14 protein-coding genes are annotated in these 15,036 nt (G+C 63.6%); 12 read left to right on the top strand and 2 right to left on the bottom strand.

Translation table 11 applies throughout. From position 1 onward, the window contains the following. Positions 1-51 precede the first annotated feature (51 nt). From lptC to ABIA45_RS27705, 9 genes are all read left to right on the top strand, one after another. Positions 52-783 (top strand): LPS export ABC transporter periplasmic protein LptC, encoded by a 732-nt coding sequence (lptC, locus tag ABIA45_RS27745; RefSeq protein WP_271543396.1) that lies wholly within the window; start codon positions 52-54, stop codon positions 781-783. Between the two features lie 5 nt (positions 784-788). Next, on the top strand, positions 789-1,490 hold the full coding sequence (locus ABIA45_RS27740; protein ID WP_271543398.1) for an LptA/OstA family protein: 702 nt from the start codon (positions 789-791) through the stop codon (positions 1,488-1,490). Positions 1,491-1,713: 223 nt separating this feature from the next. Then, a complete protein-coding gene (gene lptB / locus ABIA45_RS27735; RefSeq protein WP_157287273.1) occupies positions 1,714-2,715 on the top strand; it encodes an LPS export ABC transporter ATP-binding protein in 1,002 nt (333 codons plus the stop codon). Positions 2,716-2,805: 90 nt separating this feature from the next. Continuing rightward, complete coding sequence (rpoN, locus tag ABIA45_RS27730; protein WP_128265109.1) at positions 2,806-4,443, top strand: RNA polymerase factor sigma-54; 1,638 nt, start codon at positions 2,806-2,808, stop codon at positions 4,441-4,443. A gap of 81 nt (positions 4,444-4,524) precedes the next feature. After that, positions 4,525-5,130: a ribosome hibernation-promoting factor, HPF/YfiA family gene (hpf, locus tag ABIA45_RS27725; protein ID WP_036041026.1), complete on the top strand. Its 606-nt coding sequence runs from the start codon at positions 4,525-4,527 to the stop codon at positions 5,128-5,130. A 229-nt stretch (positions 5,131-5,359) separates the two neighbouring features. Next, complete coding sequence (ptsN, locus tag ABIA45_RS27720; RefSeq protein WP_008141251.1) at positions 5,360-5,821, top strand: PTS IIA-like nitrogen regulatory protein PtsN; 462 nt, start codon at positions 5,360-5,362, stop codon at positions 5,819-5,821. Positions 5,822-6,169: 348 nt separating this feature from the next. Then, a complete protein-coding gene (locus ABIA45_RS27715) occupies positions 6,170-7,453 on the top strand; it encodes an O-antigen ligase family protein (RefSeq protein ID WP_157286011.1) in 1,284 nt (427 codons plus the stop codon). A 13-nt stretch (positions 7,454-7,466) separates the two neighbouring features. Then, positions 7,467-8,483 (top strand): glycoside hydrolase family 5 protein, encoded by a 1,017-nt coding sequence (locus ABIA45_RS27710; RefSeq protein ID WP_404654472.1) that lies wholly within the window; start codon positions 7,467-7,469, stop codon positions 8,481-8,483. Between the two features lie 225 nt (positions 8,484-8,708). After that, positions 8,709-9,548, top strand: coding sequence for an outer membrane protein (locus ABIA45_RS27705; RefSeq protein WP_271543409.1), 840 nt, complete (start codon positions 8,709-8,711; stop codon positions 9,546-9,548). 36 nt (positions 9,549-9,584) lie between these two features. On the opposite strand, the gene ABIA45_RS27700 is transcribed toward ABIA45_RS27705, so the two are convergent. Next, entirely contained in the window at positions 9,585-10,211 is a 627-nt protein-coding gene (locus ABIA45_RS27700) for a GNAT family N-acetyltransferase (RefSeq protein ID WP_157286008.1), read from the bottom strand. A 96-nt stretch (positions 10,212-10,307) separates the two neighbouring features. Beyond that, on the bottom strand, positions 10,308-10,943 hold the full coding sequence (locus tag ABIA45_RS27695; protein WP_271543411.1) for a TetR/AcrR family transcriptional regulator: 636 nt from the start codon (positions 10,941-10,943) through the stop codon (positions 10,308-10,310). A gap of 317 nt (positions 10,944-11,260) precedes the next feature. On the opposite strand from ABIA45_RS27695, the gene ABIA45_RS27690 reads away from it, so the two are divergent. Genes ABIA45_RS27690 through ABIA45_RS27680 form a run of 3 tightly spaced genes read left to right on the top strand, consistent with a single transcriptional unit; the run spans position 11,261 to position 14,829 of the window. After that, positions 11,261-12,064, top strand: a complete 804-nt coding sequence (locus ABIA45_RS27690) for an SDR family NAD(P)-dependent oxidoreductase (protein WP_157286006.1) — start codon at positions 11,261-11,263, stop codon at positions 12,062-12,064. A 38-nt stretch (positions 12,065-12,102) separates the two neighbouring features. After that, positions 12,103-13,233 (top strand): DUF5938 domain-containing protein, encoded by a 1,131-nt coding sequence (locus ABIA45_RS27685; RefSeq protein WP_404544875.1) that lies wholly within the window; start codon positions 12,103-12,105, stop codon positions 13,231-13,233. Between the two features lie 57 nt (positions 13,234-13,290). Beyond that, complete coding sequence (locus ABIA45_RS27680; RefSeq protein ID WP_404654471.1) at positions 13,291-14,829, top strand: AMP-binding protein; 1,539 nt, start codon at positions 13,291-13,293, stop codon at positions 14,827-14,829. The last annotated feature ends 207 nt before the right edge of the window (positions 14,830-15,036 follow it).

Genomic DNA, 15,036 nt, shown 5'->3' with positions numbered 1-15,036 from the left:
CGACCGGACAAGGCGAGCGATACGTCAGGAGACAGGTAAGCAGGAACCCCGGTGAATTCGGCCCAGAACCCCACCTACGACGCCGCGCTTGCGGCGAAGTTTGCCAGCGCGGCGCGCCACAGCCGCCTGGTGCGGATTCTGCGCATCGCGGTCCCGGGTGCTGTAGTGCTGTCCATGGCTATCATCATCGGCGTCTCGATCTTCAATCCGTTCCGCATGCTGATGCCGAAGCTGCCGCTCGACTCCGGAAATCTAGTGGTGTCGGGCACCAAGATCACGATGGAATCGCCGCACCTCGCCGGATACACGCCGGACCAGCGGCCCTACGAGCTCTGGGCCAAGACCGCGACTCAGGACATCACCGATCCCGATCACGTCGATCTCAATGACCTGCGAGCGAAAGTGCTGATGGAGGATAAGTCGACCCTATTCCTCGATGCCCGCACCGGCCGTTTCGACAACAAGCAGCAGCAGCTCGATCTGCGCAAGGATATCTTGCTGCGCACCTCGACCGGCTACGAGGCCCGGCTGAACTCGGCCTTCGTCGACATGGGCAAGGGCACGGTCTCCTCGGACGAGCGCGTCGACGTCAAGCTGACCAACGGCACGCTGAGTGCGGATCGCCTGCGAATTACCGAAGGCGGCGAAGTCATCCGCTTCGAGGGCAATGTGGTGATGCACCTCGACAAGCTCGACGAGCCCGCCGCGACGCAGCCTGCACCACCCGAGGCGGCGCCGACGAAGACACGCACGCCTCAGAACAAGTCTGCCAATTCGAAGTGATTTTCATGATGACCTGTTTTCCGCGTGACGTTTTTGTCAGCAAGGCCGCGCTCGCTATCGGCCTGGCGCTGCTCGTCACGGGTGCGGCCCTTGCTCAGAGCACGATGCAGGGTGTGCCCAATGCGATGCAGGGCTTTTCGCAGAACCGCGATCAGCCGATCCAGATCGAAGCCGCCTCGCTCGAGATGCGCGACAAGAAGAAGGAGGCGACCTTCGCCGGCAATGTGAAGGTCGTGCAGGGCGACACCACCATGACCTCGAAGACGCTGGTGGTGTTCTACGAGTCCGGCGGCGACAAGCCGGCCGCGCCGCAGCCCGCGGCGAAAGGCGCGAAATCGGCGCCGATGCAGTCGGCGCAGCCCGGTCCGGGCGGCAGCTCCTCGATCAAGCGGCTGGAGGCGCGCGGCAACGTCGTGGTCACCCAGAAGGACCAGGTGGTGACGGGCGAGACCGCCGTGTTCGACACCAAGACCAACCTCATCACCATGCTCGGCGGCTCGGGCCAGGTGGTCCTGACGCAGTGTAAGAACGTGCTGCGCGGTGATCGCTTGATGGTCGACATGACCACCGGCGTGTCCCGCGTGGAATCCGACAACGGGCGGGTGCAGGCGCTGCTGCCGCAGGGCGGCAGCAATGATTGCAGCCAGGGCGCCAAACCCGGCGCGGCGCCGCCCTTGCAATTGCCCGGCGCAAGTAAACAAAAATGAATTCAACAACTTGGATCGGGTGCTCCCGATCCGAGGTTGAAGCTTGGCGAGCGAGCCTGTATCTAGCGCGCAGGGCTTTCGAAGCGGGGTCCGCCGCTTTTCGGGCGTGTTTCACTGGGCATGAGACATTCCTTCACCCATGCTGCGTCGGCCAATCGCTCAGGCTGGCGCGACAGATCGCGCGGATTTCGCGCAAGACGACGCCAAAGGCTAGAAGGCGGGGATGGTCGATCTCTTCAGCATGTTCCGTCGGCGCCCCGCCAAGCGCGGCCGGCCAGGATTTGCGCGTCAGGACATCACTGCGCTCGGGGACAGCGTCGGCGGCCTCGTGCCCAGTCCTGTCAGGGACACGCCGATTGCCCGCGACCAGCCCCGCGGGCCCGACCAGTTCCAAGGTGACTACACGGGCGACTATCCGGCCGAGCCGCGTCCGCAGGCGGTTCATCCCGTCCGAACGGCCGCCAGGTCCAACGGTGCCGGCGCGCCGCAGCTGCTGAAGCGGCCCGGATTCCTGGCTGTGCATAGTGTGGAAAAGGCCTTCGGCAGCCGGCAAGTGGTGCGCGGCGTCAGCATCTATGTGCGCCGCGGCGAGGCCGTCGGCCTGCTCGGCCCGAACGGCGCCGGCAAGACCACCGTGTTCTACATGATCACCGGCCTGATCAAGGCCGATCGCGGCGCGATCGAGCTCGACGGCCACGACGTCACCAAGCTGCCGATGTATCAGCGCGCGCGGCTCGGCATCGGCTATCTGCCGCAGGAAGCCTCGATCTTCCGCGGCCTCACCGTCGAGCAGAACATCCGCGCCGTGCTCGAAGTGGTCGAGCCCTCGCGCAAGAAGCGCGAGCAGCAGCTCGACTCCCTGCTCGACGAGTTCAACATCACGCGCTTACGGAAATCACCGTCGATCGCGCTGTCCGGCGGTGAGCGCCGCCGCGTCGAGATCGCACGCGCGCTGGCGACGCGGCCGAATTACATGCTGCTCGACGAGCCCTTCGCCGGCATCGACCCGATCGCGGTCGGCGACATCCAGGATCTCGTCCGCCATCTCACCAACCGCGGCATCGGCGTGCTGATCACCGACCACAATGTCCGCGAGACGCTCGGCCTCACCGACCGTGCCTATATCGTCTATGCCGGGGAAATCTTGACGGAGGGAACTCCGGATGAGATCGTTGCCGATCCGGACGTGCGCCGCCTTTACCTTGGCGAGGAATTCCGCCTCTAGCCCTATTTTCCAATTCGTCAAGACGTGTACATCGGGCTGAGACTAGGATAAGCAAAAATCGGACCAACTTTTGGGATCGGTTCTTGCTTCATGGCGCTTACGCAGAGATTAGAGTTCCGGCAATCGCAGTCGCTGGTCATGACGCCGCAGCTGATGCAGGCGATCAAGCTGCTGCAATTGTCCAATCTCGATCTCACGACCTTCGTGGAAGAGGAGCTCGAGCGAAACCCGCTGCTGGAACGGGCCAGTGACGAGGCCCCCGCGGGCGAAGCTTCGGCCGAGGCCGGCAGTTACGGCGATTCCGGGGGCGGCCAAGATGACGGTCATGGCGATGGCCAGGGCGAGGACGGCTTCGGCGGTAGCGCGGAAGGCTTCGAGCCGGGCCAGGAAGAGTGGATGAGCAAGGATCTCGGCACCCGCGCCGAGATCGAGCAGACCCTGGACACCGGCCTGGACAACGTCTTCTCCGAGGAGCCGGCCGAGGCAGCCGCGCGCAACGCGCAGGATGCCGCGCCGACCACCTATACCGAATGGGGCGGCGGCGCCTCCGGTGACGAAGACTACAATCTCGAAGCTTTTGTCGCGGCCGAGACGACGTTGTCGGGCCATCTCGCCGAGCAGCTCTCGGTTGCCTTCACCGCGCCCGCGCAACGCATGATCGGCCAGTACCTGATCGACCTCGTCGACGAGGCCGGCTATCTGCCGCCCGATCTCGGCCAAGCCGCCGAGCGTCTCGGCGCATCGCAAGCCGAGGTCGAAAGCGTCCTCGCCGTGCTGCAAAAATTCGATCCGCCCGGGGTCTGCGCGCGTTCCTTAAGCGAATGCCTGGCGATCCAGCTGCGCGAGCTCGACCGCTACGACCCCGCGATGCAGGCGCTGGTCGAGCATCTCGATCTGCTCGCCAAGCGCGACATCGCGGCTCTTCGCAAGATCTGCGGCGTCGACGACGAGGACATCGCCGACATGATCGGCGAGATCCGCCGCCTCAATCCCAAGCCCGGCATGAAGTTCGGCTCGGCGCGCCTGCAGACCATGGTGCCCGACGTCTATGTCCGCCCGGGTCCCGACGGCGGCTGGCATGTCGAGCTCAACAGCGACACCTTGCCGCGCGTGCTGGTCAACCAGACCTATTATTCCGAGCTGTCGAAGAAGATCGGCAAGGACGGCGACAAGTCCTATTTCACCGATGCGTTGCAGAACGCGACCTGGCTCGTGCGCGCGCTCGACCAGCGCGCCCGCACCATCCTGAAAGTGGCGACCGAGATCGTGCGCCAGCAGGACGGGTTCTTCACCCACGGTGTCGCCCATTTGCGCCCGCTCAATCTGAAGGCCGTCGCCGACGCCATCCAGATGCACGAATCCACGGTGTCGCGTGTCACCGCCAACAAATACATGGCGACCAACCGCGGCACGTTCGAGCTGAAATATTTCTTCACGGCCTCGATCGCCTCGGCCGACGGGGGCGAAGCGCATTCGGCGGAAGCGGTGCGTCACCACATCAAGCAGCTGATCGATTCGGAGGAGCCCTCCGCGATTCTGTCGGACGACACCATCGTGGAACGCTTGCGCGCCTCGGGCATTGATATTGCCCGCCGCACGGTCGCGAAGTACCGCGAAGCCATGCGCATACCTTCCTCGGTGCAACGCCGCCGCGACAAGCAGAGCGCTCTTGGTAACGTCCTCTCTACCGCCTTGTCCGATCGCTCCCGCAATCCCGAACCGGCCTGATTGCGCTGGCGCCAAATCGCGCTACTCTCGATGCCCCATCGAGACCGATCCAAGCTGGGCACCAACCAAGCGAGGCATCACATGACTCTCAGAATCTCGGGAAAGAGCATCAGCGTCGGCGAGGCGCTGCGCGGCCGCGTTGCCGATCGCACCGACGAGGTGCTGCGCAAATATTTCGACGGCAATTATTCCGGCCACATCACGCTGAGCAAGGACGGGTTCGGCTTTCGCACCGATTGCGCCCTGCATCTCGATTCGGGAATCACGCTGGAAGCCGATTCGAACGCACCGGATGCCTATGCCAGTGCCGACCAGGCGCTGGTGATGATCGAGAAGCGGCTGCGGCGCTACAAGAACCGGCTCAAGGACCGCTCCGCGCGCAAGGCCCATGCCGCCTCCGAGGCGATGGCTGCGCTCGACGCCACCAGCTATGTGCTGGAAGCGCCCGGAGAGGGCGAAGAGGAAGTCGCCGGCTACAGCCCCGTCATCATCGCGGAGCAAACCACGTCGCTGAAGCGGCTCTCGGTCAGCGAAGCCGTCATGGAACTCGACCTCAGCGGGGCACCCTGCCTGGTATTCCAGCATGGCTCGTCCGGTCGGGTGAACATCATTTACCGTAGGGCGGACGGCAATGTGGGCTGGATCGACCCGCCGGGAGCCAAGGTGGACGGCCAGGCCGGTGGCTAAGCCCGTCAGCCGGCGCCCGTACCATCCCGCCCTTAACAATGACGGGGGCAAAGCTGCACGCGGGAGTTGGCACCGGGATTGCGTTGGAGTAGAAGCCCCCCACATCTGGGCTTGGCGGGGTTTCGGGCTAAGTCCCCCTCCTGCTTCATGTTATTGACGCCGGCCGGGCTTGGTCTATCAAGCCGGCCAAATCGGAACCTGACGGTTTAATTCACCTCGGAAAGCTTCCATGCCGATTACCGATCTGGTCGCACCCGAGGCGATTCTCCCGGCATTGAAAGTCAACAGCAAGAAGCAGGCCTTGCAGGAGCTTGCGGCCAAGGCCGCTGAGCTGACCGGGCAGAACGAGCGCTCGGTGTTTGAGGTGCTGCTGCAGCGGGAGAAGCTCGGCACCACCGCGGTCGGCTATGGCGTCGCCATTCCGCACGGCAAGCTGCCCAAGCTGGAGAAGATCTTCGGCCTGTTCGCGCGGCTCGATCGTCCGATCGACTTCGAGGCGATGGACGGCCAGCCGGTCGATCTCGTCTTCCTGCTGCTGGCCCCCGAAGGCGCCGGCGCCGATCACCTCAAGGCGCTCGCCCGCATCGCCCGCCTGCTGCGCGACCAGGACATCGCCAAGAAGCTCCGCGCCTCGCGCGATGCGCAGGCGATCTATTCCGTGCTGGCGCTGCCGCCGGCAACGGCGGCGTAACCTTCCGTCCCTCTCGCCCCGGCAAAGGTCCGATCGTCCCTCGCACCTGATTGTGAGGGCAGCGTCCCGTCATGCCACCTTGATCTCAAAGGTAGAAGGTAGGACAATCTTCCCGCTTGAGACGCACGGCACATTGGGCGGCGCCAACATCCGCTGAGAGCCGTTCGAAGCCGTGGACTGAGCGGACGTGACTGGGAATGGAATGACGCCGTTGCGCCTCGCGGCCGCGGCGGGAGAACGGCCCTGGGAATCAGGCCTCGACCGGCCGATGCCCGCGGCAGGTGCGCGTGCGAAGGCGCCCGTGGTGCGCGGTGAGGCAAGATTCGCCGTGCGTCAGGCGGTCAGCTCATGACCAGCCTGCACGATTCCGAGGAGGACGACAGCGCGATCTGGCAAGCGCCCGGCGTCGGCGTGGAAAAGCTCGCCAGAATCGTGATGCGTGGCTCGATCACCGTCAACGTGATCGCGTCGATGGGTGTCTTCAACCCCGCGCTGCTTCCCGCAGAATGGAGCTTCGTGCAACAGGCCGTTGCGCTTCTGATGTGGGTCATCCTGATCTACGCCAGTGCCTTCGTGCGACCCTGCCTGCGCGTGCAGCCAAATCCCGATTTCATCGCGCTGGTCGCATTCTATGCTCTCGCCGCTGTCTCCGTGCTCTGGACCGGCCTCGCCACCGCGGCGATCATGAAGAGCGCGGCCCTCGTGATGACGACTTTCGGTGCGTACTGCCTGATCACGCGGATCGACATCGACGAGATCGTCGGAGCGACGTCGCTGGGGCTCTTCATCTTGGTCGCCGCCTCGGCCCTGTGTGCGGTTTTCGTGCCCGAGATTGGCGTCGATCAGAGCTGGATGCACAACGGCCAGTGGCAGGGAATCTACGAATCGAAGCAGACCCTCGGCTTCATCAGCGCCTATCTGATGTTCTTTGCCTGCTATCAGAAGATGACGGGCCAGGGCTGGACAGTTTTTCTGCTGACGTTTCTCCTGGCATCGACATGCGTCATCGCCTCGGAATCCCGTGGTGCCGGTGCCGTTGCAATTGCCGCCGGTGCACTGCTCATGACCTCGCTATGGTCGATCCGCTGCATGAGGATTTACGCGGTGCTGCCGGTCGTCATGTGCATCCTGGCTGCTCTCCTGATCCTGTATTTCTATGTCACGGGCTACGATTCCATCCACCTCGGCGAATCGACCATCAATCTGACCGAGCGAACCTTCATCTGGCAGTACGCCATCAGCCATTTCGACGATGCGCCGCTGCTGGGCTTCGGCATCAACGGGTTCTGGACGCGCCCTGCGATTTACGACTATTTCAACCAGAACCACGGCTGGGTGCTGGACAATTATCATAGCGGCTACATCGCGGTGGCGATGGAAACGGGATTCCTGGGATACGTGCTGTTCGTGGCGAGCGTCTATCTGTTCTCGGAAAAGGTCCTGTACCTGATCGCCACGCGGTCGATCGACCGTCGCCACTGCGCTCTCATCATCGGATTCGTCGTCCTCAGCTTTCAATCGAATTTCACGGAGACGATGTTCCTTCGCTCGACGATGTTCACCTCGGTGCTGCTCGTCGCATTCTTCTTCGCGGTGTGCAGGCCGGTGCCACAGCAAGGCCTGCAGCAATGATGGGGCAGGCAGGATGAATGCCATCTGCGTCCGCTGGTCGGTAGCTTTCGGCCTCGCCTTGGCGCTGTCCGTGCTTGGGATCCGCTTTCCGGCCGAGGCAAAAGCGCAAGGCCACGCGCCCGCTCCCCCGAAATTGGGTCGCGGCATCAACATCCTCGGCTATGACGGCATTTGGGAGGGAGGCCGGAACGCGCCATTTCGTCTGGACAACCTCACCGCGATCAGGCGCGCCGGCTTCTCGCACGTCCGGATCAATTTCTTCGGCTTCAAGTTCATGGACCCGGAGAATGCGCTGGACGAGATCGTCTTGAGGCGGCTCGATGCGGTGATCGAGGAGGTGCTCGCCCGAAATCTCATCCCCATCCTGGACGAGCACGATACCCATATCTGTCAGCGCGACGTCTCCGAGTGCGCCGGGAAGCTGAAAGCGTTCTGGACGCAAATCGCCGCGCGCTATGCCGGAAAATATCCGAGGCTCGTCTTCGAGGTGCTCAATGAGCCGGGCGGGCAGATGACGTCCGCCGCCTGGAACGCCCTCCTGAACGAATGTCTCGGCATCATCCGCGCCACCAACCCCCGGCGGCCGGTGATCGCCGCGGTCCTCAACGTCGACGAGATGCCCGTCGAGGACCTGGTCCTGCCGCCGGATGACCGAAACATCATCGTCACGTTTCACTATTACGCGCCGATCCGCTTCACCCATCAGGGCGCACCGTGGTCGCCGACGTTCTCGCAAATAGGCCCGCTTGATTGGGGCACGCCGGAGGACGAACGGAAGGCGCGCGCCGATTTCGACAAGATCCGGTCCTGGTCCGAACGGGAAAAGCGTCCGATCTATCTCGGTGAGTTCGGCGTGTACGAGGCCGCGCCAGCCGAAGCACGGACGAGATATCTGTCGTTCGTGGCGCGAAGCGCGGAGCGGCTCGGCTGGGCCTATTGGCAATTCGATCATGATTTCGCAGCCTTCGACAGCGCGCGTCAAAGCTGGAAGCCGGAGATCATGCGGGCGCTGATTCCGGCGGGGCGCTGAGGCGGCGGGCGTGACCTGAACTCAGCCGCGCCGGCGTGAAGCCATCCGACGATCAGATAGTTCAGCCTGGAGCGCCGTCATCAAGCTTAAGGCGCCGTGTCGCGTTGTGTTCAGACAGTACCGAGTTACCAAATGTGTCGGAGTGTTGCTGTCCGAATACAGCGCGCGGAAGTCGGCCGATGTACCTTGCCGAAGATTTCTATGCTGATTGCTTTGGGGTGATGAATGAAACGACTGCTGCTGGCGACGTCGGCTCTGATTCTCGCAGGCTCTGCTCAAGGTGCCGATCTGGGAGCTCGTCCCTACACGAAAGCGCCGGTTGCGGCGGCCGTGCCTTTCAGTTGGACCGGCTGCTATATCGGGGGTCACGTCGGCGGCGGTGCGAGCCGAACGGGCTTCACGGATCCCGGCATCGGAACGGGGGCGGTCATCGCGCCTGCAATGACCATAGGCAATGTGCCTGGTGATCGCATTGGGGTAAACGGAGACGTCGGAGTTGTCGGAGGCATTCAGGCTGGTTGCGACTACCAATTTGCCAGCAACTGGGTGATCGGGATTGCCGGCGATTTCACGGCCACCGATCTTCACGGCACCGCCAACGATCCCTTCTTTGCCGGAAAGACCGGTGCGCCCGCCACTCTGTCGAGCCGCACCGACTGGGTCGCCAGCGTCACGGGTCGGATCGGCTACACATGGGATCGCTTGCTCGTTTACGGCAAGGGCGGCGTCGGGTTTGCGCATGACCGGTACAATCTGAACAATTTCGCGACGATTGGCGGCTTCGTTTGTCCCGGTGTGGGATTCCTCGTTTTTGAGCCCTGTAATTCCAGCGCCAGCACCGATCGTGTCGGCTGGGTGGCAGGTGCCGGTGTCGAGTGGGCCTTCGCCCCGAACTGGTCGGCCTTGATCGAGTACACTCACTACGGCTTCGACAGCAAGCGCGTGGGGTTCGCCAATCCAGTCGCCGCCACCACCGCGTTGATCGATATTCGTCAGGACATCGATATCGTGAAGGTGGGCATCAACTATCGGTTCGGCGGGTCACCCATCGTCGCGAAGTACTGATTGATCGCTTAAGCAGACAAAGGGAGCGGCCGGGGCTCAACCTCGCGCCGCTTCCATGCGATTCACGATCCGCTGTCCGATCGGGCTCTTCAACCAGGCCTGGAAACCGGGCCGGTCCCAGGTCATCCGACGCAGCGCCAGAAGCGATCCATCTGTGTGCGATCGCACCGGTTTTTCGGGTTCGGGCTCGAGCGTCCATCCGAGCTTCGACAGATATTGAATGGTCGTCTGATTGCGCTCCAGCACGAAGGCGCGGATGCGGCTCAGCTTGAGATCGTCGAATACGAACCTGAGCAGCGGAATGAAGGTGTTCACCGTCGCTCCGGAATTGCGGTGCTCCTTTTCTCCGATCACGGCGCTGACGAGCGCCTCGCTCGCCGCCGCGTTGATGTCGAGGCGGATGAAGCCGACATGGATGCGGCTGCCACGCTCGAATATCCCGAGCAGGAGCCGTTCGCGCTGATCGAAGGATTTGATGTAGTCGGCGATCTCCGCCTTGGTCATCGCACGCGGTGACGTGTTGAGGACATGCACCGTCCAGGGATCGGACAACCAGTCCGCCCAGCGCTGCGAGGCGTCATCGCGCTTGATCGTGCGCAGAAAATAGCGCCCGGCCGGAAACCACAATTGCTGCTTGGGCAGACGTTCGACTTTCGGCGGCATGCCGCATCTAAGCAGTTTCGAGTCGGACGATCAATTTGGATGGCGCAACGTGCAGCTCTCGAGCGGCGACGCCGTCGTGGGCGCCGTTTCCGCGCTTCAGCAGACCGTCGGCAGCAGGCGCCGGACTTCGTCGAGCAGTTCGGGGACCGCCCTCTTGTCACCCGAGAGGTGCTTGAGCAGCGCACTCTGGAATAGACCGTCGAACAGCGCGTAGAGCGCGCCTGGCGACGACGCCGGCCGCTTGCCGCCGAGCTCGGCATAGCGAGAGGCAATGCGCCAGATCATCGCTTCCAGGCTCTTGTCGATCTCGAGGACATCCTTGCGAAACGCCGCCTCGAACATCGCCTGCGAGCGCAAATCGTACCAAAGCCGGTGCATGCGGGCTTCGTTCTGCAGCGTTGCTGCGAGCTTGGCGAGGAAGCCCTCCGTCAATTCGTCGCGGCTCGTTGCTGTCGCGACGACCTCGTCATAGCGCGTCACGCACTTGGCCTTGTAGTGGCGAACGCAGCAGCAGATCAGGTCGAGCTTGTCGCTGAAATAATAGTGGAACACGCCGTGCGTGAACGCCGAGTTCTGCGCGATCTCCCGCAGGCTGGTCCGGGCGAAGCCGAGCTCTCCAAGCGTTTCGAGCGCGGCCTCGGCAAGCTCGATGCGTCGCGCGTTGAACTTGTCGTCCCGCACGATCTCCGCCACGGCCTCCCGCTTCGCCGCTCCTGTCGCTTGCCGCGCCATCGTCGCGCTGTCTCCCGTCTCTTGGTCACCACGATCACGTCGTCGGTCATCGTCTACAGACCATCCTCTTTGACAACTGTCAAATTTTTTCCTTGACAACTGTCAAGTTCCGGGAGGAGTGTGCGCGCCAAGAAATTTGGACAGTCGTCAAGACGCCAGCAAATGGAGGAAATGCACCCACCGGCGCCGCGCCGCCGGAACGGACTCGCATGCCGTTGCGCAACCGCGCCGGCACCGTGCTGCCAATCGCAGCGCGCACCGATCATCAGCGAGCAGATCAGTCCAAAAGATCAGTCCAAGCAAAGGGAGGACGTGCGATGAGTGAGAAGAGCCTTGATGGCCGCAAAGCCCTGGTCACCGGCGGAGCCCGCGGGATAGGAGCGGCGATTGCGGAAGCACTGGCGCGCTCCGGTGCTGCGGTCATGATCGGCGACATTCTCGACGACGTCGGCAAGGACAGCGCCGGCCAGATCGCCAGGCTCGGAGTGAAGACCGGCTTCGTGCATCTCGATGTCGCCGACGATGCGCAGTGGGAGAAAGCGACTGCTGCGACGGTCGCCACCCTCGGCGGCTACGACATCCTCGTCAACAATGCCGGCATCGAGATCACGTCGCTGGTCAGCGAGATCAGGGCCGAGGATGCGCGGCGGATGTGCGACGTCAACATCGTCGGCACCGTGCTCGGCATGAAGCACGCCTTCCGCGCGATGCGGCCGGGCGGAGCGGCGGGCAAAGGCGGCGCGATCGTCAATATCGCGTCTGTCGCGGCGACGATCGCCTTCCCGAGCATCGCGGTCTATTCCGGCACGAAATCCGCGGTCGATCGCATGACACGGGTCGCTGCGATGGAGGCCGGCAAGCTCGGTTATGGCGTGCGCGTCAACTGCATCTATCCCGGCTTGATCCCGACCGACATGGGCCTGCAGCTGGCCAACGACATCGTCAAGATCGGTCTCGCGCCCGACGTCAACGCCGCAGTCGGCTCGGTGGTGGAGCAGACGCCGCTCGGCAAGCTCGCGGAGGTCGGCGACATCGCCAATGCTGCGGTGTTCCTGTGCTCGAACGAAGCCCGCTTCATCACCGGCATCGGACTGCCGGTCGATGGCGGCATGGGAATGTGAGCTGCAAACCCGACAACGAACATTTCGGAGGAACGACAATGAGCGCGAAGAAGCCCGTCATCGTCTATGGCGCGTCCGGCTACACCGGCCGGCTGGTCTGCGAATACTTACGCGAGTACAACATCCCCTTCATCGCCGCCGGACGCAGCGCGGAGAAGCTCAACGCCGCAATGAAAGCGAACGTGGCCGGTATCGAGACCGCCGACTACGAGGTGGTGGAAGTGCCGCACACCGTGAGCGCACTGACGGAGTTGTTCAACGGCGCCTCGGTGGTGCTCAACACCGTGGGCCCCTTCGCCAGGTTCGGCGGCGAGGTGGTGCAGGCCTGCTGGGCGTCGCGATGCCACTACACCGACACCACCGGCGAGCAGGACTGGCTGATCACGCTTGAGCAGGAATGGGGTACGAAGTTCGCCAATGCCGGCCTGCTGCTCGCGCCGGGCATCGCGCAGATGTACACCACCGGCGAGATCGCCGCGCAGCTGTGCCTGGAGACGCCCGGCCTCGACACGCTCGATATCGCCGTGTTCTGGGGCGGCAGCCCGACCATCGCCTCGACACAGACCATCCTGGTCAACGCCGCGATGGCCAAGGCCTACTATTTGGAGCAGAACAAGTATGTCGAGCATCAGGTGGATGCCGGTCTCTACAACCTCGCCATCCCCGGCCAGCATGAGCTCGCACTGGCGCTGCCCTGGGGCGGCACCTCGCACCCGGTGTGGTTCAAGCGCGATCCGCGTGTCGCCAACGTGAAGGTGCTGGGCGGCGTGTTCAACCGCGCGCTAATGCTGGGCGTGCCGCAGATCGTCGCCGCCGCGCTGGAGGCGACCAAGGACATGAACCCCGACGACCGCTACGCCGCATTGGCGCAGACCGCCGCCGGCGTGATGAACACCATGCCGCCCCGCGAAAACCCGCGCGTCAACAAGTCGCTGGATTCGGTGCATGCCTCCGGCCCATTGGGGCGCGCGCACTGCGTCATCAGCGGCAACAGCAATTACAAGCAGACCGGCTTGTTGCAGGCCTATGCCGCGGCGCACCTGCTGCAGCAGCCGCCCAAGCGCGTGGGCTTCGCCTCCGGTTGCCAGGCGTTCGGTCACCACGAGCTCCTCGGGCAGCTGCGCAGCTTCGGGCTGGTCAGCAGACCGATCCTCACCGTGAACGACTGAGCAAGATCACGGGTGGCGCGGCCGCGCGCCACCCGCCAGCTGCTTCCGGGATTGATCATGCGCTTCATCGATTACCTCGACAAAGGTGCCTCGCTGGGCGCTGATGCGCCGTGCCTGACCATGGACGGTCGCGATCTCAGCTATCGCGAGGTGCAGCAGCTGAGCTACCGCGTCGCGCGCGGGCTCGCGCGATCGGGTATTGCTGCCGGCGAGAAGGTCGCAATCCTTTCCGGCAACGATCCGGTCGCGTTTGCATGCGTGTTCGGCATTTCCCGGGCGGGCTCGGTTTGGTGCCCGATCAATCCGCGCAACGAGGCGGCCGAAAACCGGCTCGTCCTCGACCAATTCGACTGCAGCCTGCTGCTGTTTCATTCAAGCTTCGCGCCGATGGTCGAGGCGGTGCGGGCGGAGCTGCCGAAGCTGCGTGTCCTCGTCTGCCTCGATCGCGAACTGCCCTTCGCGCCCTCGTTCGACAGCTGGCTCGCTAGCCTTCCGATCGACCAATATCAACGCGAGACGGTCGACGATCTCGCGATGATTCCCGGCACCGGCGGCACCACCGGAAAGCCGAAGGGGGTCATGCTGTCGGGTCGCAACATCGAGGCCATGACGGCACTGACGCTGATGGGCTATCCCTTCAAGGGTCGTCCGGTCTATCTCGCGCTCGCGCCGTTGACTCATGCGGCCGGTGTGCTGTGTTTCCCGATCATGGCGCTCGGCGGCCGCATCGTGATCATGCATCGCCCTGACATCGCCGAATTTCTCGATTTGATCGAGTGCTACCATGTCACGCACACCTTCCTGCCGCCGACATTGATCTACATGCTGCTCGATCATCCCAAGCTCCACTCCGCGAAGCTCGGGTCTCTGCAATGCTTCTGGTACGGCGCGGCACCGATCTCGGCCGCACGGCTTGCGGAGGCGCTGCGGCGCATCGGGCCCATGGCGCAGTTGTTCGGTCAGACTGAAGCGCCGATGATGATTTCGATGATGGCACCTGACGAGCATTATAATGCCGATGGAACTATCGCGATGGAGCGCCTCGCCTCGGCGGGGCGGATCAGCCCGTTGGTGCAGGCCGGCATCATGGATGGCGACGGCAATTTGCTGCCGACCGGTTCTCGCGGCGAGATCGTGGTTCGCGGCTCGCTGGTGATGCAAGGCTATTACAAAAATCCCGAAGCCACGGCGGAGGCCTCCGCGCATGGCTGGCACCACACCGGCGACATCGGCTACATCGACGACGATGGCTACCTCTACATCGTCGATCGCGCCAAGGACATGATCATCACCGGCGGGTTCAACGTCTACTCGATCGAGGTCGAGAACGCGCTGCGGGCGCATGAGGCGGTGCAGGATTGCGCCGTGATCGGCCTCGCCGACGAGAAATGGGGTGAGCGTATCGTCGCCGTGGTGCAGCCCCGTGCGGGCCGGAGCGTCGATGCGACGGCGCTGGCGGCGTTCGTCAAGCAGCGGATCGGCAGCGTCAAGACACCGAAGCAGATCGAAGTCTGGGACGATCTGCCGCGGTCCAAGGTCGGCAAGGTGCTGAAGCCGGATATCCGCGCGCGGCTGGCCGGCCGCTCAGGCGGTTAGAGCGTGATGGGTGTAGGTTGAATCGATCGCCACGTGCTCGGTGCAAACCTCTCCCGCTTGCGGGAGAGGTCGCGCCGAAGGCGCGGGTGAGGGCTTTCTCCTCTTGCGGGCTATCCCACTGCGGAAACACCCTCTCCCCAACCCTCTCCCGCAAGCGGGAGAGGGGGCGCACTTATGTTGTAGCAATCAAACCTGGTCTCATCACTC

This window comes from Bradyrhizobium sp. USDA 336 (assembly GCF_044908355.1).
In the GTDB taxonomy this organism is placed as follows: Bacteria; Pseudomonadota; Alphaproteobacteria; order Rhizobiales; family Xanthobacteraceae; genus Bradyrhizobium; species Bradyrhizobium yuanmingense.
This window is presented reverse-complemented; position numbering and strand designations above follow the sequence as displayed.

Excerpts from the sequence above, each read along its gene's own strand:
- ABIA45_RS27740 (WP_271543398.1), top strand. The coding sequence starts at position 789 with ATGATGACCTGTTTTCCGCGTGACGTTTTTGTCAGCAAGGCCGCGCTC.
- lptB (WP_157287273.1), top strand. The coding sequence starts at position 1,714 with ATGGTCGATCTCTTCAGCATGTTCCGTCGGCGCCCCGCCAAGCGCGGC.
- rpoN (WP_128265109.1), top strand. The coding sequence starts at position 2,806 with ATGGCGCTTACGCAGAGATTAGAGTTCCGGCAATCGCAGTCGCTGGTC.
- hpf (WP_036041026.1), top strand. The coding sequence starts at position 4,525 with ATGACTCTCAGAATCTCGGGAAAGAGCATCAGCGTCGGCGAGGCGCTG.
- ptsN (WP_008141251.1), top strand. The coding sequence starts at position 5,360 with ATGCCGATTACCGATCTGGTCGCACCCGAGGCGATTCTCCCGGCATTG.
- ABIA45_RS27715 (WP_157286011.1), top strand. The coding sequence starts at position 6,170 with ATGACCAGCCTGCACGATTCCGAGGAGGACGACAGCGCGATCTGGCAA.
- ABIA45_RS27710 (WP_404654472.1), top strand. The coding sequence starts at position 7,467 with ATGAATGCCATCTGCGTCCGCTGGTCGGTAGCTTTCGGCCTCGCCTTG.
- ABIA45_RS27705 (WP_271543409.1), top strand. The coding sequence starts at position 8,709 with ATGAAACGACTGCTGCTGGCGACGTCGGCTCTGATTCTCGCAGGCTCT.
- ABIA45_RS27700 (WP_157286008.1), bottom strand. The coding sequence starts at position 10,211 with ATGCCGCCGAAAGTCGAACGTCTGCCCAAGCAGCAATTGTGGTTTCCG.
- ABIA45_RS27695 (WP_271543411.1), bottom strand. The coding sequence starts at position 10,943 with ATGGCGCGGCAAGCGACAGGAGCGGCGAAGCGGGAGGCCGTGGCGGAG.
- ABIA45_RS27690 (WP_157286006.1), top strand. The coding sequence starts at position 11,261 with ATGAGTGAGAAGAGCCTTGATGGCCGCAAAGCCCTGGTCACCGGCGGA.
- ABIA45_RS27685 (WP_404544875.1), top strand. The coding sequence starts at position 12,103 with ATGAGCGCGAAGAAGCCCGTCATCGTCTATGGCGCGTCCGGCTACACC.
- ABIA45_RS27680 (WP_404654471.1), top strand. The coding sequence starts at position 13,291 with ATGCGCTTCATCGATTACCTCGACAAAGGTGCCTCGCTGGGCGCTGAT.